Genomic DNA, 25,970 nt, shown 5'->3' with positions numbered 1-25,970 from the left:
GGCAATAGCCGCCTAGACCCTTACGAAGATCCGCGACTCCCGATCGACCGACGCGTCGATGATCTGTTGGGGCGCCTGTCGCTACGCGAAAAGGCCGGACTCATGTTCCACACGATCTCTCCCGTTCCCGCCACAGGAGAGATCGCAGATGACGTCCCGCGCGTGGGACAGTGTCCGTTGCGGGAGGCCCTGGGCGAAAAACTGATCAACCATCTGAACGTGCAGTTCATCCCCGAGCCCCGGCTCATGGCACGGTGGGTCAACCAGGTCCAGGAGTTCGCGATCCGCAACAGCCCCCACGGCATCCCCGTTACGATCTCGACCGATCCACGCCACTCTTTCACGCAGAACTGGGGCGCTTCGTTCACAGCCGAGCACTTCTCCGCCTGGCCGGAACCACTCGGCCTGGCCGCGCTGCGCGACGAAGAGGTCGTGCGCGAGTTCGCGCGCCTCGCCCGGGAGGAGTACCTGGCCGTAGGTCTCCGAACCGCACTGCACCCGACGCTCGACCTTGCGACCGAACCGCGGTGGGCGCGGCAGTACAGCACCTTCGGGCAGGACGCCGACGTCGCCGCCAGGCTTGCGCTCGCCTACCTCGACGGTTTCGAGGGTGAACAACTCGGCCGCGGCTCGGTCGCCTGCATGGCGAAGCACTTCCCCGGCGGTGGGCCGCAGAAGGACGGGGAGGACCCCCACTATCCGTACGGACGCGAGCAGATCTATCCGGGCGGCGCGTTCGAGTATCACCTCGAGCCCTTCCGGCGTGTGATCGCGCGAGGGGTCTCGCAGATCATGCCGTACTACGGCATGCCGATCGGGCTCATGCGCAACGGCCAACCGATCGAGGAGGTCGGCTTCGGATTCAACCGGCAGATCATCACCGACCTGCTGCGAGAGGAGCTCGGCTACGACGGCGTCGTCTGTACCGATTGGGGCCTCATCACCGATTCCAGTCTGCACGGTCGGAACCTGCCACCGCGCGCCTGGGGTGTCGAGCATCTCTCCATCGCCGAACGCGTGAAGAAGGTCATCGACGCGGGATGCGATCAGTTCGGAGGCGAGGAGTGCCCCGAAGTCGTGGTGGACCTCGTCGAACACGGCGAGGTCAGTGAGGAGCGGATCAACGTCTCCGCACGCCGGCTCCTTCGTGTGAAGTTCGAGCTCGGCCTCTTCGACGATCCGTTCGTCGATGAGGGGAAGGCGGCAGTACGCGTCCGTGGACATGAGGCGGTCAGCGCCGGATACCGAGCCCAGGCCCGATCCCTGACCTTGCTGAAGAACGAACGGAGCAGCGGTCTGCCGGTCCTGCCTCTGCCGGAAGGGACGGCCATCTACGCGGAGAGCCTCCCCGCTGAGAAAGTGCGTGAGGCGGGACTGTATGCCGTCGCCTCCCCTGCGGAGGCGACGGTCGCGCTCGTGCGTCTCGCCACCCCGTATGAGCCACGGGACCACTACATGCTCGAGGCGAGCTTCCATGCCGGGAACCTCGAGTTCGATGACGAGACCGTCGCGAGCGTGGCCGCCCTCGCGGCGCAGGTCCCGGTGGTGCTCGCGGTCCATCTCGATCGACCCGCGGTGCTGACACCGCTTGAGCCTCTCGCCGCCGCGATGGTCGGCGTATTCGGAACCTCGGATGAGGCGTTGCTCGACGTGCTCACCGGCGTCATACCGCCAGAGGGGAAGCTCCCATTCGACCTGCCTCGGAGCCATCGATCGGTCGAGGCCTCGCGCGCCGACGTTCCCGGAGACGCCGCGAACCCTCTCTATAGGCACGGTTTCGGGCTCACTCTTCCGAAGAACGACCGACGCCACTGACGTGGATGCTGAACCACCCTCAGCCATGTACGCAACGGCTTCATGCAAGAGACATGGATCTGCTCTCGTTTCTCGGGCATGGACTTGCCTCTTGCGTCCACCTCTTCCGTGACTAATACTGAATCACGTTCAGTGAAGAACCCTGCAGGCTTGCTCAGCGTCTGTGCACTGATTTCGAACCCAATGTTGTGTGAGGAATGACACATGCGTATTTCACGCCGCCAGATCGCTCTCGCCGTAGCGACGGCCGCGATCCTGGGTCTGACCGCGTGCGGTGGCGGGGCGACGTCGCCTGGCGACGACTCCGCCCCCGCGACAGCGCCCCTGTTGCGGATCGGGTCTCTGCAGGAGCCGCAGAGCTGGGATCCCGGTCAGGCCAACGAAGGACACCTGGCTCCGCTGTTCCAGTCGGTCTATGACACTCTCATCAAGCGCAAGCCCGATGGCTCACTGACGCCGATGCTGGCCACTGAGTGGGCGTTCAGCGATGATGGACTCACTTTCACGCTGAAGCTGAGAGACAACATCAAATTCACGGATGGCGAGACCTTCGACTCGGACGCCGTGAAGGCGAACATCGAACATTTCCAGAAGGCCAACGGCCCGATGGGCTCGGCTCTTGATGCGATCTCGGCTGTGGAGACCCCGGATGCGGTTACCGCCGTGCTGCGACTGTCGGCGCCAGACCCGTCGCTGCCCTATGTGTTGACCAGTGCAGGAGGGTACATGGGCAGCCCCGATGCGCTCACCGCCGACAGCATCGCCACCATGCCCGTTGGCTCCGGCCCTTATCAGCTCGACGCGTCCAACACGGTCACCGGGTCGAAGATCGCCATGGTGAGGAACGATGACTACTGGGGCGAACGGCTCCCTTACGACAAGGTCGAGTTTCAGATCATGACCGACGACACGGCGCGCCTGAACGCACTCAGGTCGGGTCAATTGGACGCCGCCATGTTCAACCGGGCTGCAAGCGCGATCGAGGCCGAAAACGCGGGTCTGCACAGCGATCCCTACTCCACGGGCTGGATGGGGCTCTTGATCTTCGACCGCGAAGGGCAGAAGATCCCCGAGTTGGCCGATGTGAGGGTGCGAGAGGCACTAGCGCTGGCGATCGACACCAAGTCCATCCTCGATGTCGTCGAACAAGGCCGTGGCGAGTTGACGAGCCAGACCTTCGGGCCACGTACGACCGGCTATCTGAACCAGCTTGACTCAGCGTACAAATACGACCCGGAGCGCGCACGGCAGCTGCTGAAAGAAGCTGGCACTGAGGATCTGACCATCACGTTCCCCATCTCGAACACATTCGATCCGACCATCTACGATTCCATCCTGCAGAACTGGGAGGACGTCGGCATCAAGGTCGAGCGTCATCAATGGGGCCCGGGAGAGGCGATGCCTTCCATGCTTCGCGGTGACTTCCCGATTGGGCTGATGAAGCTCAATCAGCGCGACTCCTGGCAGCACATCCGCTTCCTCGGCACCCCGGATGCGCCGTGGAATCCCTACCACATGGAGACTCCGGATCTCGACAAGCTCATCCGCATTGCTCAGTATGGAGACGAAACGGAGCGGGACCAGGCCGCGAAGAACATCAACCAATACTTCATCGACCAGGTGTGGTTCGTGCCGATGTACCGGCCATTCAACCACTTCTACTGGAACGACGCGGTGAGCGTGCAGAACCAGATCGATCAGGCCGTCCCGTCACTCTACAACTATTCGCCCGCCGGCAACTGATCGCAGATTTCACCTGATGCGCGTGACGCCTCTTGTTTGTGTCTACCCGAAGGCGGGCTTCCCTCGGATCCCCGGCCAGGTTCGAGAGGAAGCCCGTGGGAGGATTCATGGATAAGAGGCGCGGCGCGAGGTTGCCGCCTGAACTGGAATTCGGGAACGAGATGCCACGTAGGCCGTACCCGCGCGGACGCGCGTCACAAGAACGGATCTTGGACACGGCGCTCAAGATCGTCGCCCAGAAAGGATTCGGCTCGACGACGCTCTCCGACGTCGCCGACGCGGTCGGCATGACTCCGGCAGGATTGCTTCATCACTTCGGCTCAAAGGAGAACCTCTACGTCGAGGTGCTGCGACGAAGGGACGCCGTCGACGTCGAGTGGCTCGAGCCAATCGGTCGCGGGGAGCTGCCGTCGACCCTGCAACTCGCGCGGCGCAATACCACGGTGCCGGGACTGATCCAGCTATACGTCAATCTCGCAGCCGACGCGACCGACGCCAACCATCCCGGTCACGAGTACTTCAGAGAGCGCTATCTCGTCATCCAGCATCGGGTGGCACGCGATATCGAGATCCGTCAACGTGAGGGACGATTCGACCCCGCTGTCGACGCACAGCAGATCGCGACAACGCTCATCGCGCTCCTCGACGGCTTGCAGACGCGCTGGGTTCTCCTTCCCGAGTCGGTCGACATGTACGACACCATCCTCGCCTTCTGGAATCGCTTCGTCCCGCCCGCGGCCAAGGCGCGATCAGCACAGGATGACCGAGCCGAGCACGAAGCAGGCGCCACTCATGAAGCGTGACGTTATTCTCTGGATCCTCGCCGATGAACTGCGTGCCGACGCTCTCAGCTGCTACGGCGCACCTCATCCGCGGATCCGAACGCCGAACATCGACGCGCTCGCAGACCGAGGCGTGCTCTTCGAGGAAGCGTATACCGCGTCCCCCGTCTGTGTTCCGGCACGGGTCAGCATGGCGACCGGGCTGCGCCCCGATCAGTCCGGTGTATGGGGCAACGAGGCATACACGAATGGCTATCCCTTACTCGACGGACTTGTGACCTTCACTGAGCATCTCGCGCAGAGCGGCTGGCAGACGTGCTCCTTCGGCAAGGAGCACGTCCCGCCGGCACTTCAGCCGTGGCAGCTCGACGACCACCATGGCGCTGACATGCGCGAGATCCGCGCCGGGGCCGAACAGAGGACGGTCGTTTCGACCCCGGGTACGGGGACCGTCGTCGCAGGTACATGGCCGGACGACAGGCCATACCCCTCGGACGCGATCACCGCCTCCGTGGTGGAAGCCATCAGGAGCGCGGAACGTCCGCTGCTCGTCAGGGCCTCGTACCTTCAGCCCCACACACCTGTGGTTGTCCCCGAGCCATGGGCCAGCCGCTACGCGGACATCCCTTTCGAGAGCCGACCCGGCCTCGAGCCGGTCGACACTGTTTTCGAGCGCCGTTTCGCCGAGATCAGTCGCGGACGGGAGATGACCGCGGAAGGCTTCCGGAAGGCCCTGGTCGCCTATCACGGAGCGGTCGCGTGGCTGGACGAGCAGGTAGGCGTTCTCATGCGCGCGCTCGACGAGACGCCGGGACTGGGCCGAGTGATGGTCATCTTCACGTCTGATCATGGAGCGCACCTTGGCGAAGACGGCTCCTACGGCAAGCACACGTTCGCTCCCGCCAGTCATCGCATACCGCTGATCATCGCGGGCGACGACGTCTGCCATCCCGGAAGCCGACGCGTCGATCTCGCCTCCAACGCCGACGTCGCGCGCACGGCACTGGCGGCGGCCCGAGTGCCTGTTCCCGACTCGATCGGCGGCCGCGACCTCCTGCACGATGACCCTCCGACTGAACACATCAGCGGCATCGGCTATGGCGCCGCCGCCAGTCGCGCCTTCCCGAATCACGGGACGGGGACGATCTCCGATGGGACTGGATGGCCTCAGAGGATCTGCGTACGCACCGACCGATATCGCCTCGACATGACCACGCGCGTCGATGGGAGAACCGCACTTCCCCATGAACGGGACATCTTCCTCGCGGACCGAATCAAGGACCCAGCCGAGAGAATGAATGTCTCTGGGCGGGCCGAGTACGAGGCCGTCGAGAGAGAACTCGTCGCACGGGCTGCGACAACCGCCGCCCAAGCCATGCGTCCGCCCGACGGGGAGATTTACTCACGCTTCGCTCCTCCAGCACCTCTCCCGCGCGTGAGGTGAGCCCCCTTCCGAGGCCCACCGGATCGAGGCCCTATCACCCAGCCATCACATCGAGGCGGCGGACGTCCTAACTCTCGGTGGTCTCTCTCCCCGCCCCGGACCGCCGCTGCTGGCCCTACTCGATGAGAAGGAGATCCTCTCGTGACCCGACCGAACGTCCTCGTGATCCTGGCCGACGACCTGGGCTACTCCGATATCGGGGCGTTCGGCGGCGAGATCGACACGCCGAACCTCGACCGCCTGGCCGGCAGCGGAGTGCGGATGACATCGTTCTACGTCACGCCGCGATGCAGCCCATCGCGCGCGAGCCTCCTCACGGGACGACACCCGCATTCGGTCGGCATCGGAGTGCTGACGGACGACGACCGACCACGCGGATACCCGGGATCGCTCGCCCTCGAGGCGCCGACCCTGGCCGAGAGGCTGAAGGCGGAGGGGTACGCGACCGCGCTGGTTGGGAAGTGGCACCTTTCGTCCGACGTCCATACACCGAACGAGACCTGGCCCACCCGCCGCGGCTTCGACGAGTTCTACGGCATCCTCCCGGGGTGCAGCAGCTACTACCAGCCTCCGCTCGTGGATGGCGAGGAGCGACTTCCCAGGTCCGCCACGTCGGGCGACTACTACTTCACCGACGATCTCACTCGGCGCGCCTGCGATTTCATCGAGAGGTCGAGCGGCGCGGGCGACTCCTGGTTCCTCTACCTCGCGTACACCGCACCGCACTGGCCGCTGCATGCTCGCGAGGCGGACATCGCGAAGTATCGAGAGCGCTTCGCGGCGGGCTGGGATCGCCTGCGTGAACAGCGCCTGCGGCGCCAGCAGGACCTCGGCATCGCCAGCACAGACCGCCTGCCTGAACGCGACGAGCGGGTTCCCTCATGGGAGGACGTGCCCGAGCACGAATGGGAGGCGGAGCGCATGGCAACCTACGCCGCCCAGGTAGAGGCGATGGACCGGGGCATCGGCGAGATCGTCGGTCGTCTGGAGGATCTCGGCATCGCCGAGGACACGCTCATCGTCTTCAGCTCGGACAACGGCGCATGTGCCGAGAGACTGCCGTCCTCCGACGTGCGCTGGGCCTTTTCGCCAGACATCTGCCCACGGACGACCAGAGACGGGAGGCCCGTCCGCGTCGGCGACGATCGTTCGATCAAGCCGGGACCGGAGGCGGGATACACCAGCTACGGTCGGTCGTGGGCGCACCTGTCGAACACGCCGTTCCGGCTCTACAAGCGCTGGGTGCACGAGGGAGGCATCTCCTCGCCGCTGATCTCCGCCTGGCCGGCCGGCGGCCTTTCCGCGAGTGGCGCGATCACCGCTCCGGCCCACATCGTCGACATCGTGCCCACGATCCTGAGCGCGGTCGGCGCGGAGGCGGCGGATCTTCCGGGTGCCGATCTGCTGCCGGTGTGGCGCGGCGATGCGCCGAGGCAGCGCACTCTCTGCTGGGAGCATGTGGGCAACGCGGCTGTCAGGCGCGGCGAGTGGAAGCTCGTGCGGGAGGCCGGACGTCCGTGGGAGCTCTACGATCTCTCGGCGGACCGCGCTGAGCGTCACGATCTGTCTGCCGAACGTCCGGCGCTCGTCGCGGAACTCGAGCGAGTCTGGGAGGCGTGGGCCGCTGAGTGCGGCGTCCTCGCGTGGGAGGATCTGCTGGCCGACTACCGTGCGCGCGGACGTGAGCAAATCATCGCCTCCGAGACGTGAACCGCCCGGATTGCGGCGCGTGTGGACGGTGATCATGCGTTGACCGTCGACGGTGAACCCGGCGGCGGTCAGACTCGGGCCCCGTGGTCGAGCATTCCCGCGAACACCTCCATCAGGCGTGCGTAGATCTATCGCTCGCCGGCGCTGAGAGAGTCCCAGTGTGGGATGCCTGGGTTGCGGGGCGGCAGGACGTTGTCGGCTGGAACGGTTCAAACTCTACCTGCGGACCGAATGGTTGACGGGTTGATAAGTGGTCTGCCATGCTGGCGCGCGGTGGTCGGCGCACCCGTCCGTCCTCACGAGACTGCGTGCGCCAACCCGACAACGATGCCGAACCACCAAGGGGCCGACGATGAAGTCGATGAGAAGGGCGATCGCGCTCAGCGCCGCGATTGCGCTCGCTGTACCGGTCGCAGCATGGGACGCCACCCGAGGGAGCGCGGTGGGCGGGCCGACGACGAACCTCACGATCTTGGTCCCAGGCTCCGCGGGCAGCGGATACGACTCCCTCGCACGCGAGACGCAACAGCTGCTCCGGACAAACGGTATTTCCGGCAACGTCCAGGTGGTCAACATCCCGGGCGCGTCAGGCACGGTCGGCCTGAAGACCCTGGTGGAGATGAGCGGCCGGGACAACGTCGTGCTGACGCTGGGTTCGGCAATGATCGGCGGGGTCGAGGTGACCCGGAGCTCGACGACGCTCGACGACATCCGCCCCATCATCAGCGCGACTACCGACTACCCCGTGTTCGTCCTCCCCGAGAACTCTCCGTACTCAACCACCGAGGAGTTTCTCGAGGCCTGGGCCGCCGCCCCCGAGGAGCACGCGATCGGCGGGGGCGCACTCGGCAACATGGACCACATCTCCGCGCTCGCCCTCGGCCAGGCGATCGGCATCGATCCCGCCGATGTCAACTACATCGCCTATTCGGGCGGGGGCGAAGTGCTCGCCGCCCTGCTGTCGGGGACCGTCGCCGCCGGCGTCTCGGGCTACGGCGAGATCTCCGATCAGCTCGACGCCGGGCGTGTGACGGGCATCGGCATGACGGCTCCTGAGCGTATCGACGGCGTCGACCTGCCCACGTTCGCAGAACAGGGCATCGACATCGTCATGACGAACTGGCGCGGTTTCGCGGCGCCGCCGGGCATCTCCGACGACGAGCACGCAGTGCTGGTCGACATGCTCGAGGAAGTTCTGACGAGTCCTGAATGGACGGAGGTCGTGGCCCGTCAGCAGTGGAACGAGTTCGTCCGCACCGGGGATGAGCTCGACGAGTTCATCGACGGTGAGATCACCCGCACTGGCACCCTGCTGGAAGAGGTCCGATGAAGAGCGGCCAGCACCCCACCCTGCCCACCGGCACCTCCCGCACGCAGAGGGAGATGGGCATCCGCAAGCGATTCCGGCCGCGCCGCGAATGGGCCGAGTTCACCGTCGCGGCCGTGCTGCTCGCGCTGGCGACCTTCACCGCCGCCGGGACGGCGACCATGGACGTGGTCGGCGACGATCACCCCGGTCCACGGTTCTTCCCCTCGATCATCGCCGCCCTGCTGTACGCGACAGCGGTCGGGATCGTGGTGCGCGTCGTGCGTCAGCTGCGTGCCGCCGCGGCGGCGGACGCGGACCTCGCAGAGGCGCCGCAGGCCGCGGACGCGACGCCGGCGAAGACGCCTGACACGACGCCTCGTACAGACTGGCGCACGCTCGGAATCGTCGTCGCCGCGCTTGTCGGGTTCATGCTGGTCCTCGAGCCGCTGGGCTGGCTACTCAGCGCCACGGGCCTGTACTGGGTCCTCTGCACCGCGCTGGGAGCGAAGAAACCGGGGGCGACGCTCGCCATCGCCCTCGTGTTCTCCGCACTCGCTCAGATCGCGTTCTCGATCGGCTTGGGCCTCCCTCTCCCGGCCGGCATCCTCGGAGGGATCTTCTGATGGACCAGCTCAGTCACCTTCTGGAGGGCTTCACAGGCGCCTTCACACCCGTCAACCTGCTCCTGCTCCTCGTCGGTGCCGTACTCGGGACGGCCGTAGGCGTGCTGCCGGGCCTCGGCTCGTCCATGGCCGTCGCGCTGCTGCTCCCGGTCACGTTCACCCTCGACCCCACCGGCGCGCTCATCATGTTCGCCGGAGTGTATTACGGAGGCCTGTTCGGCGACTCCATCACGGGCATCCTCCTGAACACCCCCGGAAACGCCGCCGCGATCGCCGGCTCTCTGGAAGGCCACCGCATGGCCAGGGACGGGCGGGCGGCGAAGGCCCTCGCGGCGTCGGCCACCGGCGCCTTCACCGGCGGCCTCATCGCGACGACCCTCGTCGTGGTCGCCTCTCCGATGATCGTGGAGATGGCCTCGCTCTTCGGACCGGCAGAGTACTTCGCATTGGCCCTCTTCGCGTTCTGCGCGATCTCCTGGGTCGTCGCGGACTCGTTCGTCAAGGGCATCGCATCGCTCGCCATTGGCTTGTTCATCGCCGTCATCGGAATCGACGATGTCAGCGGCACCTCCCGCTTCACGATGGGAATCACGCATCTGTTCGACGGGATCTCCATCGTCGTCGTCACCGTGGGCGTGCTGGCGGTTGGCGAGCTGTTCTTCCGCGCGTCACGCATCCGCTCGCAGGCGAGGAACGAACAGGTGATCGCGGCCGGACGCCCGTGGCTGAACCGCCAGGAGTTCTTCCAGGCACTGCCGGCGTGGCTGCGCGGATCGGCACTCGGCGTGCCGTTCGGCGCGATCCCCGCGGGCGGCGCCGAGGTTCCGACGTTCCTCTCCTACTCCCTGGAGAAGACCCTCGCGAAGCGCCGCAAGGATCCGGACTTCGGTGGGCGCGGCTCGATCCGGGGCGTTGCGGGCCCGGAAGCGTCAGCGAACGCGACCGCGGGCAGCGCCATCGGCACTCTCCTGGCGATCGGGCTGCCGACGTCCACCACAGCGGCGGTGATGCTCGCCGCGTTCCGCCAGTACGGCATGCAGCCGGGGCCCCTGCTGTTCGAGCGCAGCTCCGAGCTCGTCTGGACGCTGCTGGCGAGCCTGTTCATCGGCCTGTTCGTCCTGCTCGCGCTCAATCTGCCGTTCGCAGGTCTCTGGGCACGACTGTTGAAGGTGCCCAGCCCGTATCTCTTCGCCGGCATCGGCACGCTGGCCTGCCTCGGCGTCTACTCCATCAGCGGGTCCGTGCTGGACCTCGCGATCCTCCTGGCGCTCGGCCTGCTCGGCCTGCTGCTGCGCCGCTTCGACATGCCGTTGGCGCCGGTCCTGATCGGCGTGATCCTCGGCCCGCTCGCGGAGACGGAACTGAGGCGTTCGATCAGCGTCGCGGCGGGAGACTGGACGTTCTTCGTCAGCAGCCCGCTCACCATCACGCTCTACGGAGGCCTGGTGCTCGGCGCCATCGTGATCACGGTCGTCTCGCTGCGGGCTCGAGCGAAGGCGCGGCGACTTGCCCGGGCGGTGCCCACGGCGCAACGGGAGGACGCCGACGATCACATCGGAACCCGCGACACAGCGCGCTGATGTCGAGTTCGGTGCGCGGGTCGGTCGCGCACCGAACACGAGATCAGCCTCGCGACGAGACCAGCGAGCGCATGTGAGAGATCGCGTCGGCCGCGGCCGTGCGCGCGTCGGGCGACTGCGTGAACTCGAAGGAGAGCGAGAAGGGGTACCCGGCCGCCTCTATGGCGGCCAGGTGCTCCCCGAGGGCGATCCGGCCCGCACCCGGCGTCTTGCGCTCATCGTCGGACAGGTGCACATGCGACAGCAGGACGCCGGCGATGCCGTAGGCCTCGAGTGGACGCTCATCCGAGATGTCCGAGTGATACGTGTCGATCATGACCCGCGCGTTCCCGCCCAGACCGCGAACGAACTCGACCGCCTCAGCCGTCGTCGTGAGGTTGTCGACATGGGGGACGCTCTGAGGTTCGAAGGTCACCAGCACGCCCAGAGCGTCCGCCTGTTCGAGGATGCGGAGGATGCCGTCACGCTGCCACGACAGCGCATCGGGATGACCGGAGACCGCACCGCGCAGCTTGCCGACGATCACCTGCGCCCCCCAGGCGGCGGCCAGTTCGACGGAGGCGACGAGCCGCCGAACGGTCTCGGCCCGGACGTCGGCGTCCGCCGCTGTGAGGGTCAGCCCGTCCACCATTCCCATCGGCCCCGTGCCGATCGCCGACACCGTCATCGTCGTAGCCGCCAGCGCACCATCCAGTGCGCCCCGATCGAGCTCCCGGGGATCGCGCACGAGCAGTTCGATGGCATCGAACGAGAGAGAACCAAGGTAGGACAACGCCTCATACGGTGTCCCGCGCAAAGCCATCACCGTTCCGGGAACGTCCGCGCCTGCGTACGGGTAGGACCACTTCATCGGCACCTCCGGACTCCAAAATTGGTTGACAGGTTGATTAATATCGTAACCGGTCGTTGGCGCGTCCGCCTCCCCGCCGGAACCGACGCGGAGCGGCATACTCTGTGTGGATAGCCGAAGAAGAAGCAGGAAGGCGGTTTTCCGCGTGGCGAGGAGAGAAGCGGGCGTGGAACTGAGGCGGGTCGAACGGGTCACCCATTCCCATCCCGCGCTCGAAGTGACCCGGCAGCTCGTGGAATACCTCCTGCGCTCCGGCCGGGTCAAGGTCGGCGACAAGCTGCCGAGCGAGCGAGAGCTGTGCGAGGTCTTCGGCGTGGGACGCTCGGCCGTGCGCGAGTCGCTCAAGTCCCTCAGCCTGCTCGGCCTCCTGGAAATCCGGCAGGGCGACGGCACATATCTGAGGGGCTCGTCATCGAGCCTGCTGCCGGATGTGCTCGAATGGGGCCTGCTGCTCGACGACCAGGGGACTCAGGCGCTCATGGAGGCGCGACGGACCATCGAGGTCGCCCTCGCGCGACTCGCCGCGGAGCGGCGCACAGACGAGGACCTGGAGGCAATGCGGACAGAGCTCGCAGGCCTCGAAAGTTCCTTCGAGGACGAGGCGAGATGGGCCGCTCACGACGTGGCCTTCCATCTGGCCATCGCCGAGGCCGCGCACAGCCGCACGCTCGCCGGCCTGCTCTACCAGCTGCGCAACCTCCTCGACGCGGCGATCCGCCGTAACCAGACCGCACGTGCGAGCGACAACGTCGTGAAGTACAGCGAGCACGAGGACATCTTCAAGGCGATCCTGGCGCGAGACGGCGACCTGGCCGACGCAGCGATGCGCCTTCACATGAACAAAGTCGCCACACGGCTCCTCGCCCAGGACGGCGGCTCGAGCCACACGACGGCCGATCGATCCCAGGGCGACACCGCAGCGATCTGATCGCCCCCCGGCGGCGTACGAACGCCGATGTCGTCGACCAGCCCGCTCGACATGCCGCATGAGCGGAATATATACTGCAACCTGTCAACCTTTTGGCAGGGAGCGTCGAATGCACATCGGAGTGCTCAAGGGCAACGGAATCGGCCCGGAGATCACCGCAGCCACCCAACGGGTCCTGGACGCAACCGGACTCGACATCAAGTGGGAGGACATCCCGATCGCCGACGAGGCCGTCACCCAGTACGGCCACCCCCTCGCCCCCGAAGTCGTCCGCCGACTGCGCGAGGCGAAGCGCGTCATCAAGGCGCCGCTGATCGTGAACAAGATGCAGGGCCGCATCACGTGCGTGCAGCCCGACGGGTCCGAGGCGACCTACCCTTCCCTGAACAACGCCATCCGGCGAGAGCTGGGCCTCTTCGTCAACCCACGGCCGATCCGAGGGTTCCGCGACGTGTCGGGCCCATTCGCCGAGCTCGACATCGTGGTGATGCGCGAGATCACCGAGGACGTGTACATCGGCCTCGAACACCGGATCGGTGAACACGCGGCGGAGGCCATCAAGCTGACGACACGCGAGGCGGCGGTGCGCGTCGCACGGTACTCGTTCGAGTACGCGCGCGAGCGTGGCCGCCGTCGCGTGTCCTGCCTGCACAAGGCGAACGTCCTCAACTACACCGACGGCCTCTTCCTCCGCTGCTTCCGCGAGGTCGCGGATGAGTACCCGGACATCGAGTCCGACGACATGATGATCGATGCCGCCTGCTACGCCGTCGTGCGCGATCCCCGCCGCTTCGACGTGGTGGTCGCCGCGAACCAGTACGGCGACATCTTCTCCGACCTCGCAGCGGGCCTCGTCGGCTCGCTGGGACTCGCGCCAGGCGCGAACATCGGACCGACCGCCGCGGTCTTCGAAGCGTCTCACGGCGCCGCGCCGGACATCGCCGGCAAGGGGATCGCGAACCCGCTCGCGCTCGTCCTGTCCGGCGCCGAACTGCTCGCGACCTCGGGCCATCCGGCGAAGGCGGCGCGCGTGCGCGAGGCCGTTCGCACGGTGATCGAGACGCGTACCGCCCTCACGCCGGACCTGGGCGGCGACGCGACGACCGAGCAGCTCACCGACGCCGTGATCAACGCGATGGAATGAACCCAGCAGCTCTTCGATTTATGTCTGAAGTGGACATTTCATGCGCTGAAATGTGGCTGTGCCGCCGCACCCGCCCACAGCTGCGGCCACGCCAACGATCGAGATTGGACGACTGGTCGCTCGAGTCTCACCGGGGCTGGTAAGTGGTGAGCGCGGTCTCGACGTCGGTCAGCATCTGATGCGCACCCTCGTAGCCGCTGCTGGCGTACCAGACGCTGGCGTCGACAATGTGCACGTTCCCTGCGCTGACTGCACCAAGTGACTGCCACAGGTCGCTGTCGAGCAGGGCGTCGACCTCCTCGGTGGCGACGTCGTCGTCAACGGCGACGAAGAGAACGTCCGCATCGATCCGCTCAACCTGCTCGGGGCTGAGATCGATGTTGTTGGTGTCGAGGTTCGACTCCTCCGGACGTGGTAGACCGGCGCCGGCCAGGACTGTACCGGGGAAGCTGGAACGCTGGTACAGACGCAGGTCATCGGTCCGGATGCGCACAAAGGACACCTCGGGCCGCTCGTCCCCGCGCAGCTGCCGGACCTGCGCGCTGCGGGCCTCATAGGTCTCCTTCACCTCCGCGACAGTCTCCTCCCGCCCCAATGCCATCGCGTACAGCTCCGTGTTCTGCTGCCAGGGCGCCCCCGTCTTGATGCCCATCACCGTCGGAGCGATGGCCGACAGCTGCTCGTACAGCGCCTCGTCCCTGCTCGCATTGCTGAGGATGAGATCGGGTTCCAGGGCCAGGATCGCCTCGAGGTTCGGTTCGCCGACCGAGCCGACCTTGGGAAGATCCGCGACGGTCTCCGGCAGGTTGGGCGTCTCGGCGATCCCGACCGGGACGATGTCGAGGGCGAGCACCGCCTCGGTCTCCCCGCTGTCCAGGGTGACCACCCGCCGCGGCTGCTCGGGGATCTCGGTGTCGCCGAGCGCGTGACGGACGATACGGGGAAACTCGCCAGCGCCCAAGGAGGTGCCGAAGTCCGCATAGGGACCGACCACTTCGTCCCAGGAGTCCTCCGCATTGATCGAGACGGGCGCCCCGACCAGCTCGTCCCCATGCGGCTCGATTGAGACCGCCCGAATGTCCGCCGCTGCCGACTGGTCTTCCTCGTGCTCCGTTCCAGCGGCGCAGCCGGCCAGGAACGCGATGAGGATCGCTCCGGACAGTAGGGAGAGCGTTCTGCGCAGGGTGGTGATAGGTGGAGCCATGGGGTCTTTTCCTTTCTCAGAGGGTGGTCGGAGGATCTCGTCGGGCCGCCGCCGCCACGACCGAATCGTCCATTGAGGACCATGGGCGGATGATCTGCTGAATGGTCCAGTCCTGCGGAAGCAAGCCGAGCCGCCGCGGACGCAACGGTCACGAACGGCGCGCCTCCCGGACCAGTAACCAGACGAGATAGACGCCGCCAACCGAAGCCGTCACGACGCCGACCGGCAACTGGATGGGGGCGAAAGCGCGCTGGGCGACGAGATCGCTGCCCACGAGCAGGACGCTTCCCATGGCCATGGCTGACAGGGGCGATGCCCCCGCGGCGCGGGTCAGGCGGCGCGCGAGCTGCGGGGCCGCCAGAGCGACGAAGGCGATCGGCCCCGCCGTGCTCGTGGCCAGGGCAGTCAGTGCCACGCCAAGGAGGATGAGCGCGAGGCGACTTCGCTCGGTACCCACCCCGAGCGCTGTCGCGGCGTCGTCCCCCAACTCGAGCATGCGCAGGGGGCGGACCGATCCGATCACTGCCGGCAGCAACAGCGCGGCCGCGATCAGCGCCGGCAGCGCCTGGGCCCAGGTCGCGCCGTTGAGGGTCCCCGCCCCCCACATGGACGCGGACATCGCATCCTGGAGATCGCCGCGCAGGACCAGCCAGGTGTTCACCGAGGAGAGCACGGCACTCACTCCGATGCCCACGATGATCAGCCGGAACCCTTGCACGCCACGCCGGAAGGCAAGCAGGTAGATCCCCGCGGCCGTGACGACTCCACCGACGAAGGCTCCGGAGGCGGTGGCGCCGAACCCGGAGGCACCGATGACGAGGATCACCAGTAACGCGCCCGTGTAGGCCCCGGTGTTGAAGCCGATGACATCCGGACTACCGAGAGGGTTTCGCGTCAACGCCTGGAAGATGGCCCCGCTGACGCCGAGCGCCCCGCCGAGGACGAGCGCGAGAAGGACCCGCGGCATCCTCCACTCGAGCACCACAAGCGAGTCACGTGGCGCGCCATCCCCCAGGAGAACCGCGAGGACGCGAAGAACGGGCACCGGATAATCGCCGACGCCCAAGGCGATGAGCGCGAGCACGGCCGCCGTGCAGAACAGCACAGTGGTCACGATCGCGGTGCGCAAATCGATCACGCCCGAGAGGCGCTGCCGCGGGGTGCGGACGACACGGGCCGGCCGGCCGAAGTGCATGCCCCCGCCCACCGCGGTCCGTCGCCACCGTTCCACTCGCGTGCTGGTGCTCATAGCCCGCTCGCCTTCCGCCGGCGCACCATGACGATCAGAACAGGCGCCCCAAGGAAAGCCGTGACAATGCCCACCGGCATCTCCCCCGGGCGCACGACCAGCCGGCCGAGTACATCGGAGAGCAGGACGAGCAGCGGCGAGGCCACGAGCGTGTAGACCATGATCCAACGCTGATCGGGACCAGCGATCCACCGGGCGACGTGGGGGATCATCAGGCCGACGAATCCGATGGGGCCCGCCGCCGCGGTGGCCGCGCCGCACAGCAAGGTGACGGCGATGATCCCGATGACGCGCACGAGACCAATGCTGACCCCCTGCGCTCGGGCCACATCATCTCCCAGCGCCATGCTGTTCAGCGGCGCGGCGATGGCGGCGGCGAGCACCAGACCGAGGAGTACGAACGGGACGATGGATGCGGTGACGCCGAGATCACGCCCCACGAGCGATCCTGCATTCCACGAGCGCATGGCATCGAAGGCTTCCGGGTCCAGAAGCATCAGGCCGGAGGTGAGGCCGGACAGCGCCGCCCCGACGGCTACGCCGGCAAGGGTCAGCCGGATCGGAGTCCCCCCGCCTCTGCCGACGGAGCCGAGAGCGTACACCAGCGCCGTGATGAGGAGAGCACCCAGGAAAGCGGCCCAGACATAGGTGGAGATCCCGCTCAGGCCGAGCACGCCGATGGCGACGGCCACGAAGAAAGCAGCCCCCGCGTTGACCCCGAGCACCCCGGTGTCCGCCAGCGGGTTGCGGGTCATGGCCTGAACCAGCGCACCGGAAATCCCCAGAGCGACCCCCACGACGACGCCGAGGAGGGTTCGCGGTATCCGCATGTCCTGGACGATGAGGTGATCCGGCGATCCGGCGTCGCCCCCAACCGCCTCCCAGACAGTCCGCCACGGGATCTCCTTCGACCCGACAACCAGGCTCAGCGCACAGGCGCCGATCAGGAGAAGCACACCCAGCAGCAGAACCGCGACCCGGTGACGCCGCGCCCGCACGAAATCGGTCGCCGAGCGGTCGACGGAGGCGGTCACCGAGGACCGTTCGTCCGCGCCCAGCGTCTCCACAGCGCTACCTTCTCCTCACCACCGGCCAGTTAGTTTAGGCAATCCTAACTCACGACCGTCCAGGGCTACGACGCTGTAGCGTCGTGCACGGATCGATGGGATGGTTCCGTGACTTGGTCGGATTTGCTATCCGAACGCCGCGCTGATGTGCCACGTAAGCGCGAGGCGATCGCCGGCACGCAGGTGGTGGAGTCCTTCACCGGAAGCGAGTGCTCCGGGCGGAGCGGTCATGGGTTCGATCGCCACCGCTCGCCGTCGGGATGGCTCGTCGAGCGCATCTGACGTGTAGACCTGCAGCCACCGCGCGGCCTCTCCGGCCCTGAGTGAGACCGTCCCGTCGGCGTCCGCGACTGACGCGACAACGTGGCCGCCGGGATCCCGGCTGAGGTCTGTGAAAGCATTGTTGATCTGCACGGACTCAACGCGCCGCGGCGTTCGGAAATCGAACGCGGTTCCCTCTACCGGTTCGGTGGCGTTGGGAGTGCCCCAGTCGTCGACAAGAACCCGCCGGTCACCGGGAACCGTCAGGACCGCGTCGTCAACCGGCCCACCTCCCAGAGGACGAATATAGGGATGGCTCCCCAACGCAACTGGTGCATCGGTGGCTCCGGTGTTGCGGACGCTGAGTTGGACGCTCAGTCCCCGATGTGCGTGGAGGGCATATTCGACGTCGAACTCGAGCGCGAACGGATATCCAGGTTGTGGTGCCAAACGGTGGTTCAGGACGGCGGCACTCTCATCCCAGTACCCGACGTGCCATTCTGCCCATCGAACGAGGCCGTGGTTTGCGCTGTTTCCGCGGTGCGGTTCGTCAACGGGTAAGGCCATGGGCATGCCTCGCCATGTCCATCGGCCATCGCGGAGACGGTTGGGCCAAGGGGCGAGTATCTGCCCGTGCCCGGACGACGGCAGTTCATCCGCGTCGAAGCTGAGGATCAGCGGACGGCCGCAAAGAGTGAGTTCGCGCAGCGTCGCACCAAGCGACGTGATCGTTGCCGCGTAGTCGCCGGCGCGGAGCCGCACCTGTTTGCCTGTCATCCAGGAGCGTTCGTTCATCGCTGATCTCCCCCGTGCTGTGTGTGCCCCGGCCTACGCGGGGCACACACAGGACGGCCGCACCTAGGCGCCCGTGATTTCCTTCACTCGGCCGAAGAACGCACGCTTCTCCTCGGTTGAGAATCCCCAGTTGACCGGAGGCGACTGGAACCCCTCGACGTAGTCGTTCTTGTGTCCCTGGTCGTAGTACCCCCAACCGATACCGCTGCGTGCGGCCGCATCGAGGTTGGTGACCGCTGTCCCGTCCTCGTTGATGCAGAGCGGACGGAGACGGGAGGTGACCGCGGGGTGGCTCTTGACGAGGTCGATGACGGCCTGCGTGTTCCGGGCGTCGAGCATGTTCGTGTGGAAGAGGATGTAGTCCGATGCCCGAAAGACGTCGTCGACCTTTGCTTCGGCCATCGCGGCCCTGATCTCGAAGCTGGCCGGGTCGAGGTTGAGTTCGATGTTTGCGGCTTCGGCGAACGGCAGCCACGTCACGCTCGCGGAAACGAGCAGTCGCCGGCCGTCGAGGGACATCTGTTGAACTCGCTCGATGAGTTCCGGAACACGAGCGGGCGTGAGTACGTCGTGGTGGAACAGCGGGATGTCGATCTCGTTGGCGATCTCGACGAGGATGTTCTCTCGACCGGTAGCCAAGAGCCACTCGGTCGCGTTGTCGGTGGCGCGCAGAACGGCCGCCTCGTTGGCGAGGAGCCGGGTCTGGGCTATGTAGAAGTACCCCACGATCACGACGATGCCGAGCTCGTCGCACGCATCGATGACGCGCCGCAGCCGCTCCATGTAGCCGGGTTTGAGCTCGCCCTCGGGGGTGAAGGCCGAGTTCTCCCAGGGCTGGTTCCTTTCAGTCTTGTAGACCGGCATCCCTCCTTGGAGGTTGACCGTGATGGCTGTGATGCCGTGGCTGCGGTAGAGAGGGAGTGCGTCGAGGAATTCTCGAACGTTGCGTTCCGGATCCCAGACGCCCGTGTCGGGGTAGAGCCATCGCTTCGCGGTCTCGGGATTGGCGTCGTCGAAGATGGCCTGCACCATTCGCGTGTTGAACAGCTGCCCCTCGATGGGGACTCCCTCGAACTCACGACCGGCGTAGGTGGGCTCACCGTTGATCAGGAACTTGTCACCTTCGATGCTGACGCGTGTTGTCATCTGACTTCCCGCCTTTCTTCCGAGTGACCTGCGATTGATCCGGACAGGTGTTGTGGGCACGCCGGACTCCGGCCGGGTCGTGTGGACCCGACCGCTCGTACGACGCCTTGTCCGCGACTACGGCACGGTGGCTGTGCCGGGTGACGAACGTCCTGCGAAGGGAGTGCCTCCGAAGGAGGGAAAGCTCTGGGTCAGGAAGGTCACGGTTTCCACGCGCACGCGCTGGAGATGCCGCTCGTGCCGTCGCTGGGCTGTTTCCGGTTCGCGCGCGATCATCGCGTCGAGAACGTCGCGGTGCTCTCGCGCCGAGACCTCGGCTCCCTGCGGGTGGAGGTTGAGAGTAAGGAAGCGGACGCGGTCGATGACGGCGTCCACGCGGGCCAACATCGACGCCGCCAAGTCGCGCCCAGCGATCTCGCGTACGAGCGTGTGGAAGCGCTCGTCAGCCGCCGCCCAGGCTGCCTGATCGCCGGCGCGGGCCGCCTCCTCCATGGTGCTGACGGCCGCCGCGAGTTCTCCGAGGTCTTCGTCCGTCGCCGTCCGCGCGACGCGCTCGATGAGCATCGACTCGAGCGCGCCGGTGATCTCGTACGCCTCTTCGACGGCTTCGACGGTGAGGGTCGGGATGTAGGCAGCGCGTCCGTCGGCAGAGTCGACGAGCCCTTCGGACTTCAGCTGAGTCAACGCGGCTCGCACGGGTGTGCGACTGACGCCGAGTTCCTCGGCGAGGCGAACGCTGGTCAGCCGTTCGCCGGGCGCATACCTGCCAGTCCGGATCGCGTCGCGGAGGGTGGTGTACACATGGTCCGCTACGGAAACCCCATCGACGTTCTCTGAGTTCACGAGGCGCGCTCCTTCCGTAACCAGGCCGCCGCGGTGGCTACCGAGGTCTGTCGCCACCGCCGTTCGACTTCCAGCGTCGCCTCGACACTGTCGCATCGCGGCGACCACTGCTCGACGATCACGGCGAGGCTGGGGTCGAGCCCGCGCAGCGCTGCGAACACTGCGTCGGGATCTGTGAGGCCGGTGCCGAGCGGTGTGCCCACGACATGGCCGCCTACACCATCGACGTCGGACTCGAGGCGGTAGTCCTTCAGGTGGAGGCAGACCGTGTGCGGCGCGAGGAGGGCGATCGTCTCATGTGGCCATTCTCCGCACATGATCGAGTTCGCGACGTCCAGCACCACACCGACTGCCGGACTGCCGATGGACTCGACCACCTCGATGAGGCGGGGGCTCGTCGTTGAGAAGTGGTTCTCTATGCCGAGTGTGACCCCGGCCTGCTCGTAGCTCTGAGCGTGGTCGGCGATTGCGCTGATCTCCGGTGACGTGTCTGAGCTGTCGTGGATGACGATTCGCGCGACGTCCGCCTCGAGCGCGACGGCCGCAGCGAGGAAGTGCTCCAGCCGTTCGGGTGTCGCCCCCGTGAAGCCGATCTGCCAGTGCACTCCGACACCCGCAGCGGCTTCGCGCAGACGGGCCAGCTCCGGCGCAGTCGCCGCTTCGAGTTCTGGCGAGTCGGCGACCTGAAGCACCTGGACTCCCAGCTCTCCTGCCTCGCGCACGAGGTCGGCGAGCGACGCCGGCTCCGGAGGTGTGAACGACGGTGTGCCCAACGCCCAGCGGAACGAATAGCTCCCGAGTCCGAGGCGCATGTCAGTCCGCCAGGACGGCCAGCAGCTGGGCGGTGGTCTCAGCAGGCTCGGCGTTGTCGATCAGGTCGCGGATGCGGTCCCGTCCGATCTTGTCGAGGAGCGTCTGCAGCGACTCCATGGCACGCAGAGTCGATGCGAACGCCGCGGCTGGGTCCCCGTGCTTGGTGAACACATCGTAGGCGAGCCAGCCCTCCCAGCCCATGGTGTCGAGGTAGTACAGCGTCTCGACCATCTCCCAGACGTTCACTGCGCCGGGGACGATATCCCAGTCCCAGCCGCGGTTGTTGTCGTTGAAGTGCACATAGAACAGGCGCCCGGCATCGTGGGCCATGGCCGCGCTCATCGCGGGCGTCTCCCCTGCCAGCAGCGCGTGTCCGACATCCATCGTAACGCCGAGGTTCGGACTCCCGACGCGCTCGCAGAGGTGGAGGGTGGTGCCGACGTCGGGCACTGAGATCTGAGTGCGGGATTCACGCGCCTTGTACTCGATGCTCACCCGCACATCGTCGCGGTGAGCCATCGCCTCCGAAAACGTCTCGATCAGCCAGCGCCACTGGGCGACGTAGTCGACCTGGAAGCTGTAGTCCCAGCCGTCCATGAGCGGGCATACGGTCACCATGCCGCTGCCCAGGTCGGCCGACAGGTCCATCGCCTTCTTCAGCCACGAGACGGCCTTCGCACGCACGTCGGCGTCGGGATTGGTGAACGATCCGTTCCGCCAGACCGGGTCGGACTTGATGTTCAGGTTGACTGCCGAGACCGGGAAGCCGGTCGAGTCGAGCATGGCCTTCGCGCGGTCGATATCGCCGAGATCGGCAGGGTAGACGAGTTCGACTCCCTGCGCTCCCGGGATCTGCTTTGCCTGCGCCATGCGCGTCTCGAGCGGGACGCTCGGCTGGTACTCGGTGAAGCGATCGGCGTAGCGATCGAGGATGCCGACCATGATCGAATGGCGCAGCTTCATCTGGATTCCCTTCTGGATCCACTGTGGGATACATTTACCCTAGCCAGCCGCTCCATGCGCTGGCAAGGCTCCGGATACCGTGGGAGCGCGCTCAGGCAGGTGAACGCAGGCGAAGCCGCTCCTCCCGGCGCTTGCGCTGCCGGTCAGGATCTGCCGTGGGCGCCGCGAGGAGCAGCTTCCGTGTGTAGTCCGCTGTCGGCTTGGACGTGACTTGACGCGTGGGGCCGGACTCGACGATCTCACCGCGGTACATCACGGCGGTGCGGTGGCTGATGTGCCGCACCACGGCGAGATCGTGTGTGATGAACAGATAGGCCACCCCCGTGCTGCGCTGTAGTTCGATCATGAGATCGAGTACGCGTGCCTGCGTGGTCAGGTCGAGCGCGGATACCGGCTCGTCGCAGACGATCAGCCGTGGCCTCAGCGCGAGTGCCCGGGCGAGCGCCACTCTCTGCCTCTGCCCGCCGCTGAACTCACGTGGGTAGCGTTCTGCCGCATCCGCGGGCAGCTCGACTCGGTCGAGAAGGTCGGCCACACGCCGCCTGGCCTCCTGTGCCGGCAGTCCTTGCGCGATGAGTGGCTCCGCGAGCGTCGTCTCGATCTGCAGACTGGGGTTGAGAGAGGTGTAGGGATCCTGGAAGACAACCTGGATGTCGCGGGCGAATGCACGGCGTTCTCGCACCCGCAGGTGCGTGATGTCTCGTCCGTCGAAGGAGATGACGCCCGCGGTGGGTTGTGCGAGGCCCAGCACGGCACGCCCGATCGTGGTCTTCCCAGACCCGGATTCGCCGACCAGCCCCAGCGTCTCACCAGGGGCGATGTCGAGGGATATCCCGCGGAGGATCTCCGGGCCGTGACGGCGAAGGCCAGGTGAGGGATACCGGAGCCGGAGGTCTCGGACCTGGAGGAGAGCGGTCACGGTTGCTCCTTCGTGCTGACCATGTCGGGACGTGGCTCGGCGATGTCGTCTTCTCGCACGGACTCTTCGTCGAGGATCGACCCGATGAGTTCTTGGGTGTATGGGTGCGAGGGGCGGTGGAAAATTGTCCGAACCTCCCCCGTCTCGACGATTTCCCCGCTGCGCATGACGGCCACGCGATCGCAGAGGTCGGCGACCACACCGAAGTTGTGGGTCACCAGGAGCACGCCCATTCCGGACTCCTCCTGCAGATCGCGCAGCAGATCGAGGATCTCTGCCTGCACCGTCACGTCCAGGGCGGTGGTCGGCTCGTCGGCGATGAGCAGCTTCGGCTTGCTGGCCACCGCCCCGGCGATGAGCACACGCTGAGCCATGCCCCCTGAGATCTGATAGGGGTACGAGCGGAATGTCCGCTCCGGGTCAGGGATGCCCACCCGCGCGAGCAGCCCCTTGACTTCGTCGACGGCCTCGCGACGCGACATCCGCCCCCTGAGCCCTTCGACCAGCTGACTGCCGACGGTGAAGGCCGGGTCGAGATTCGCCATCGGCTCCTGCGGAATGTAGGACACGAGATGGCGCCGCACTGCACGCATCGCGCGCGCATCCTTGTCGAGTAGCGATTCGCCGAGGAGCTCCATAGCGTCTGCCGCGACCCGGCCTTCCTTGGGGAGCAGCCCGAGAATCGAGAACGCGGTCTGCGTCTTGCCCGAACCGGACTCGCCCACGAGCCCGACCATCTCCCCGGACTGCACGTCGAGCGATACGCCCCTCACCACTTCCTTGAAGGAGCCGTCGACATGTGGGTAGCGCACCCGTAGGCCCCGCACCGACAGGAGCGCACCCGCCATGGGCGGCTGGGCGTCCTCGTTCGGCACGTCTCGCGTCACAATGGCCTCTTGGGTTCGGCGGCGGGACCTTACCGTGTCCTGCGGTGCTGCGAGCACATCCCGGTACGAGTTGCCGAGGATCACGAGCGACCCCGTCAACAACGCGAGAAACCCTGCGGGCCACACCAACTGGACGGGGTCTCGATACAGGTTGAGGAACGCGTCGTTGACCATCGCCCCGAAGCTCGGGATCTGTGTGGATCCGAACCCGAGGAAGGCGAGACCGGCCTGCACGCCGATGGCTGAGCTCGCCAGGAACGCGGTGGCGATGATGATCGGCCCGCGCACCGCGAAGAGCACGTGTCGCCCGACGATCCGCAGGTTCGACAGGCCCGACACCCGTGCTGCGTCCACGTACAGCTCGTTGCGAACGGTGATCACGAGGTTGCGCACGAGACGGAAGATCCCCGTGGACAGGAACAGGCCGAAGATCGCCATCATCCCCTGGTACGACGAGCCCACGACCGGGTACAGCACGATCACGAGCACGAGCGAGGGAAAGGCGATCAGCAGATTGAAGACCCAAGAGGTGATCGCGTCCGTTCGCCGCCCGACGTAGCCGGCGATGAGCCCGAAGACCGTGCCGATGACAACCCCGACCCCGGCACCGATGACCGCGGAGATCACCGACACGTTGATCGAGCCCAGCACTCGCGCCCAGATATCGCGACCGAACTGGTCCCCGCCCAGGGGCCACCCCGGCGTTCCCAGCGAGGCGTTCGTGTAGGCGAGGTCGCTCGACATCGGGGCGTGGGTGCTCAGGACCGGCTCGAGCAAACCCAGGACGACAACACCCACGAGGACGACCAGGGCACTCAGCCCGAGCGGCTTACGCAACAGCCGCCGGAACGCTCCGTGACGACGCCGGTGGCGTTCGGCCTGCGGCGCGGAGATGACGTCGGGACCCGGAATCGTCATGCGACCCTCGCTTTCGGGTTGACCCAGCCGTTCGCGATGTCAACAAGAAGGTTGACGACGACGACGAGCAGGACGCTGAAGAGGGTGACGCCCATCATCGCCGGCAGGTCGCCTTGGACGACGGAGTTGTAGGTGTAGGTGCCGTATCCGGGAAGAGCGAAGATCTTCTCGATGAACAAGGACGCACCGAACAACGTGATGAACTGCAGCGAGAAGACCGTCAGCCCGGCGCTGGCCGCGTTGCGCAGTGCATGCTTGAGCACAATCGACCGCTCCGAGAAGCCTCGACTGCGCAAGGTCCGTACGTACTCCTTGTTGAGCTCGTCGATCAGCGACCCTCGGATCTGCGAAGCCAGCGCCGCGATGCCATGGATGGCCAGCACAAGTGCAGGCAGCGCGACCGACGCGAGCCACAGACCCGGCGAATCGGCCAACGAGACGTAGCCGATCGCGGGCACCCACTGCAGGGTGATGGCGAAGACGTACACCATGATGATGCCGAGAACGATCGCGGGGAACACATACGCGACCGTCGAGATGCCTTGCAGAATCGAGTCGAGCACACCCCCGCGGACCGCCGAGGCCACACCGAGAGCGCAGCTGATGACAAGCGTCAGCACGCAGGCCACGATGACCACCGACATGGTCACAGGCAGCCGGCTCGACATCGCTGCGGCCACGGGCTCGCTCGTGAAGTACGAACGTCCGAGATCTCCCGCGAATGCGCTGGTGAGCCACGACCAGTACTGCTCGAGCACAGGCCGGTCAAGGCCCAGCTGCTCGTTGAGAAGCGCGACGTCGGCTTCAGTTGCGCTGGGACCGAGAATGTTGCGCGCGACCGGGATGTCGGCGCCGTAGGTGAGCACGAACGTCAGAAAGGTCACGATGAAGACGAGTACGACGCCAGCACCAAGCCGCCGGAGTAGGAAGCTGAACACGAGTATCTCCTTCCTGTGTGGACATCGCCGAGCGGGCGC

At 66.4% G+C, this 25,970-nt stretch carries 22 protein-coding genes; 10 read left to right on the top strand and 12 right to left on the bottom strand.

Annotation, left to right across the window (positions count from 1 at the left end):
• Window positions 1-219 precede the first annotated feature (219 nt).
• From ABZ863_RS08945 to ABZ863_RS08910, 8 genes are all read left to right on the top strand, one after another.
• Window positions 220-1,815 (top strand): glycoside hydrolase family 3 N-terminal domain-containing protein, encoded by a 1,596-nt coding sequence (locus ABZ863_RS08945; protein WP_358532695.1) that lies wholly within the window; start codon window positions 220-222, stop codon window positions 1,813-1,815.
• 204 nt (window positions 1,816-2,019) lie between these two features.
• On the top strand, window positions 2,020-3,558 hold the full coding sequence (locus ABZ863_RS08940; RefSeq protein ID WP_358532692.1) for an ABC transporter substrate-binding protein: 1,539 nt from the start codon (window positions 2,020-2,022) through the stop codon (window positions 3,556-3,558).
• 209 nt (window positions 3,559-3,767) lie between these two features.
• Entirely contained in the window at window positions 3,768-4,361 is a 594-nt protein-coding gene (locus tag ABZ863_RS08935) for a TetR/AcrR family transcriptional regulator (RefSeq protein ID WP_358532689.1), read from the top strand.
• The gene (locus ABZ863_RS08930; protein ID WP_358532686.1) at window positions 4,351-5,784 is read left to right on the top strand and encodes a sulfatase-like hydrolase/transferase; all 1,434 of its coding nucleotides are present in this window, start codon (window positions 4,351-4,353) and stop codon (window positions 5,782-5,784) included. Before ABZ863_RS08935 ends, ABZ863_RS08930 begins: the two co-directional genes overlap by 11 nt.
• A 141-nt stretch (window positions 5,785-5,925) precedes the next feature.
• Window positions 5,926-7,494 carry an arylsulfatase gene (locus ABZ863_RS08925; protein ID WP_358532682.1) on the top strand — a complete coding sequence of 523 codons (1,569 nt, stop codon included), beginning with the start codon at window positions 5,926-5,928 and terminating at the stop codon, window positions 7,492-7,494.
• A 361-nt stretch (window positions 7,495-7,855) separates the two neighbouring features.
• A complete protein-coding gene (locus ABZ863_RS08920; RefSeq protein ID WP_358532679.1) occupies window positions 7,856-8,824 on the top strand; it encodes a tripartite tricarboxylate transporter substrate-binding protein in 969 nt (322 codons plus the stop codon).
• The gene (locus tag ABZ863_RS08915; RefSeq protein WP_358532676.1) at window positions 8,821-9,426 is read left to right on the top strand and encodes a tripartite tricarboxylate transporter TctB family protein; all 606 of its coding nucleotides are present in this window, start codon (window positions 8,821-8,823) and stop codon (window positions 9,424-9,426) included. Before ABZ863_RS08920 ends, ABZ863_RS08915 begins: the two co-directional genes overlap by 4 nt.
• Window positions 9,426-11,006 (top strand): tripartite tricarboxylate transporter permease, encoded by a 1,581-nt coding sequence (locus ABZ863_RS08910; protein ID WP_358532673.1) that lies wholly within the window; start codon window positions 9,426-9,428, stop codon window positions 11,004-11,006. The genes ABZ863_RS08915 and ABZ863_RS08910 overlap by 1 nt, the downstream gene beginning before the upstream one ends.
• Window positions 11,007-11,049: 43 nt before the next feature.
• On the opposite strand, the gene ABZ863_RS08905 is transcribed toward ABZ863_RS08910, so the two are convergent.
• Entirely contained in the window at window positions 11,050-11,856 is an 807-nt protein-coding gene (locus tag ABZ863_RS08905; RefSeq protein WP_358532670.1) for a sugar phosphate isomerase/epimerase family protein, read from the bottom strand.
• A 166-nt stretch (window positions 11,857-12,022) separates the two neighbouring features.
• Between ABZ863_RS08905 and ABZ863_RS08900 the strand changes: the two genes are divergently transcribed.
• Window positions 12,023-12,784, top strand: a complete 762-nt coding sequence (locus ABZ863_RS08900) for a FadR/GntR family transcriptional regulator (RefSeq protein WP_358532668.1) — start codon at window positions 12,023-12,025, stop codon at window positions 12,782-12,784.
• 109 nt (window positions 12,785-12,893) lie between these two features.
• Window positions 12,894-13,928 (top strand): isocitrate/isopropylmalate dehydrogenase family protein, encoded by a 1,035-nt coding sequence (locus ABZ863_RS08895; RefSeq protein WP_358532665.1) that lies wholly within the window; start codon window positions 12,894-12,896, stop codon window positions 13,926-13,928.
• A gap of 127 nt (window positions 13,929-14,055) precedes the next feature.
• Here the strand turns inward: ABZ863_RS08895 and ABZ863_RS08890 are convergent, their stop codons facing one another.
• The 11 genes from ABZ863_RS08890 to ABZ863_RS08840 form a co-directional block, all read right to left on the bottom strand.
• On the bottom strand, window positions 14,056-15,132 hold the full coding sequence (locus ABZ863_RS08890) for an iron-siderophore ABC transporter substrate-binding protein (protein WP_358532662.1): 1,077 nt from the start codon (window positions 15,130-15,132) through the stop codon (window positions 14,056-14,058).
• Window positions 15,133-15,280: 148 nt separating this feature from the next.
• On the bottom strand, window positions 15,281-16,381 hold the full coding sequence (locus ABZ863_RS08885) for an iron chelate uptake ABC transporter family permease subunit (RefSeq protein WP_358532659.1): 1,101 nt from the start codon (window positions 16,379-16,381) through the stop codon (window positions 15,281-15,283).
• Window positions 16,378-17,448, bottom strand: a complete 1,071-nt coding sequence (locus ABZ863_RS08880) for an iron chelate uptake ABC transporter family permease subunit (RefSeq protein ID WP_358532657.1) — start codon at window positions 17,446-17,448, stop codon at window positions 16,378-16,380. The genes ABZ863_RS08885 and ABZ863_RS08880 overlap by 4 nt, the downstream gene beginning before the upstream one ends.
• A 126-nt stretch (window positions 17,449-17,574) precedes the next feature.
• Window positions 17,575-18,504: an aldose 1-epimerase family protein gene (locus ABZ863_RS08875; RefSeq protein WP_358532655.1), complete on the bottom strand. Its 930-nt coding sequence runs from the start codon at window positions 18,502-18,504 to the stop codon at window positions 17,575-17,577.
• 63 nt (window positions 18,505-18,567) lie between these two features.
• Entirely contained in the window at window positions 18,568-19,650 is a 1,083-nt protein-coding gene (locus ABZ863_RS08870; protein WP_358532652.1) for a hypothetical protein, read from the bottom strand.
• Between the two features lie 117 nt (window positions 19,651-19,767).
• The gene (locus ABZ863_RS08865) at window positions 19,768-20,493 is read right to left on the bottom strand and encodes a GntR family transcriptional regulator (RefSeq protein ID WP_358532649.1); all 726 of its coding nucleotides are present in this window, start codon (window positions 20,491-20,493) and stop codon (window positions 19,768-19,770) included.
• The gene (locus tag ABZ863_RS08860) at window positions 20,490-21,305 is read right to left on the bottom strand and encodes a sugar phosphate isomerase/epimerase (protein WP_358532647.1); all 816 of its coding nucleotides are present in this window, start codon (window positions 21,303-21,305) and stop codon (window positions 20,490-20,492) included. The genes ABZ863_RS08865 and ABZ863_RS08860 overlap by 4 nt, the downstream gene beginning before the upstream one ends.
• Before the next feature lies 1 nt (window position 21,306).
• Complete coding sequence (locus ABZ863_RS08855; RefSeq protein WP_358532644.1) at window positions 21,307-22,269, bottom strand: sugar phosphate isomerase/epimerase family protein; 963 nt, start codon at window positions 22,267-22,269, stop codon at window positions 21,307-21,309.
• Between the two features lie 91 nt (window positions 22,270-22,360).
• Entirely contained in the window at window positions 22,361-23,188 is an 828-nt protein-coding gene (locus tag ABZ863_RS08850; RefSeq protein WP_358532641.1) for an ATP-binding cassette domain-containing protein, read from the bottom strand.
• Entirely contained in the window at window positions 23,185-24,993 is a 1,809-nt protein-coding gene (locus tag ABZ863_RS08845) for a dipeptide/oligopeptide/nickel ABC transporter permease/ATP-binding protein (protein ID WP_358532638.1), read from the bottom strand. Before ABZ863_RS08845 ends, ABZ863_RS08850 begins: the two co-directional genes overlap by 4 nt.
• A complete protein-coding gene (locus tag ABZ863_RS08840; RefSeq protein ID WP_358532635.1) occupies window positions 24,990-25,931 on the bottom strand; it encodes an ABC transporter permease in 942 nt (313 codons plus the stop codon). Before ABZ863_RS08840 ends, ABZ863_RS08845 begins: the two co-directional genes overlap by 4 nt.
• Window positions 25,932-25,970 lie beyond the last annotated feature (39 nt).

The organism is Saccharomonospora sp. NPDC046836, assembly GCF_040645195.1.
Lineage (GTDB): Bacteria > Actinomycetota > Actinomycetes > Mycobacteriales > Pseudonocardiaceae > Prauserella_A.
The sequence above is the reverse complement of the archived record's forward strand: the minus strand, read 5'-3'. Positions and strand labels throughout refer to the sequence as shown.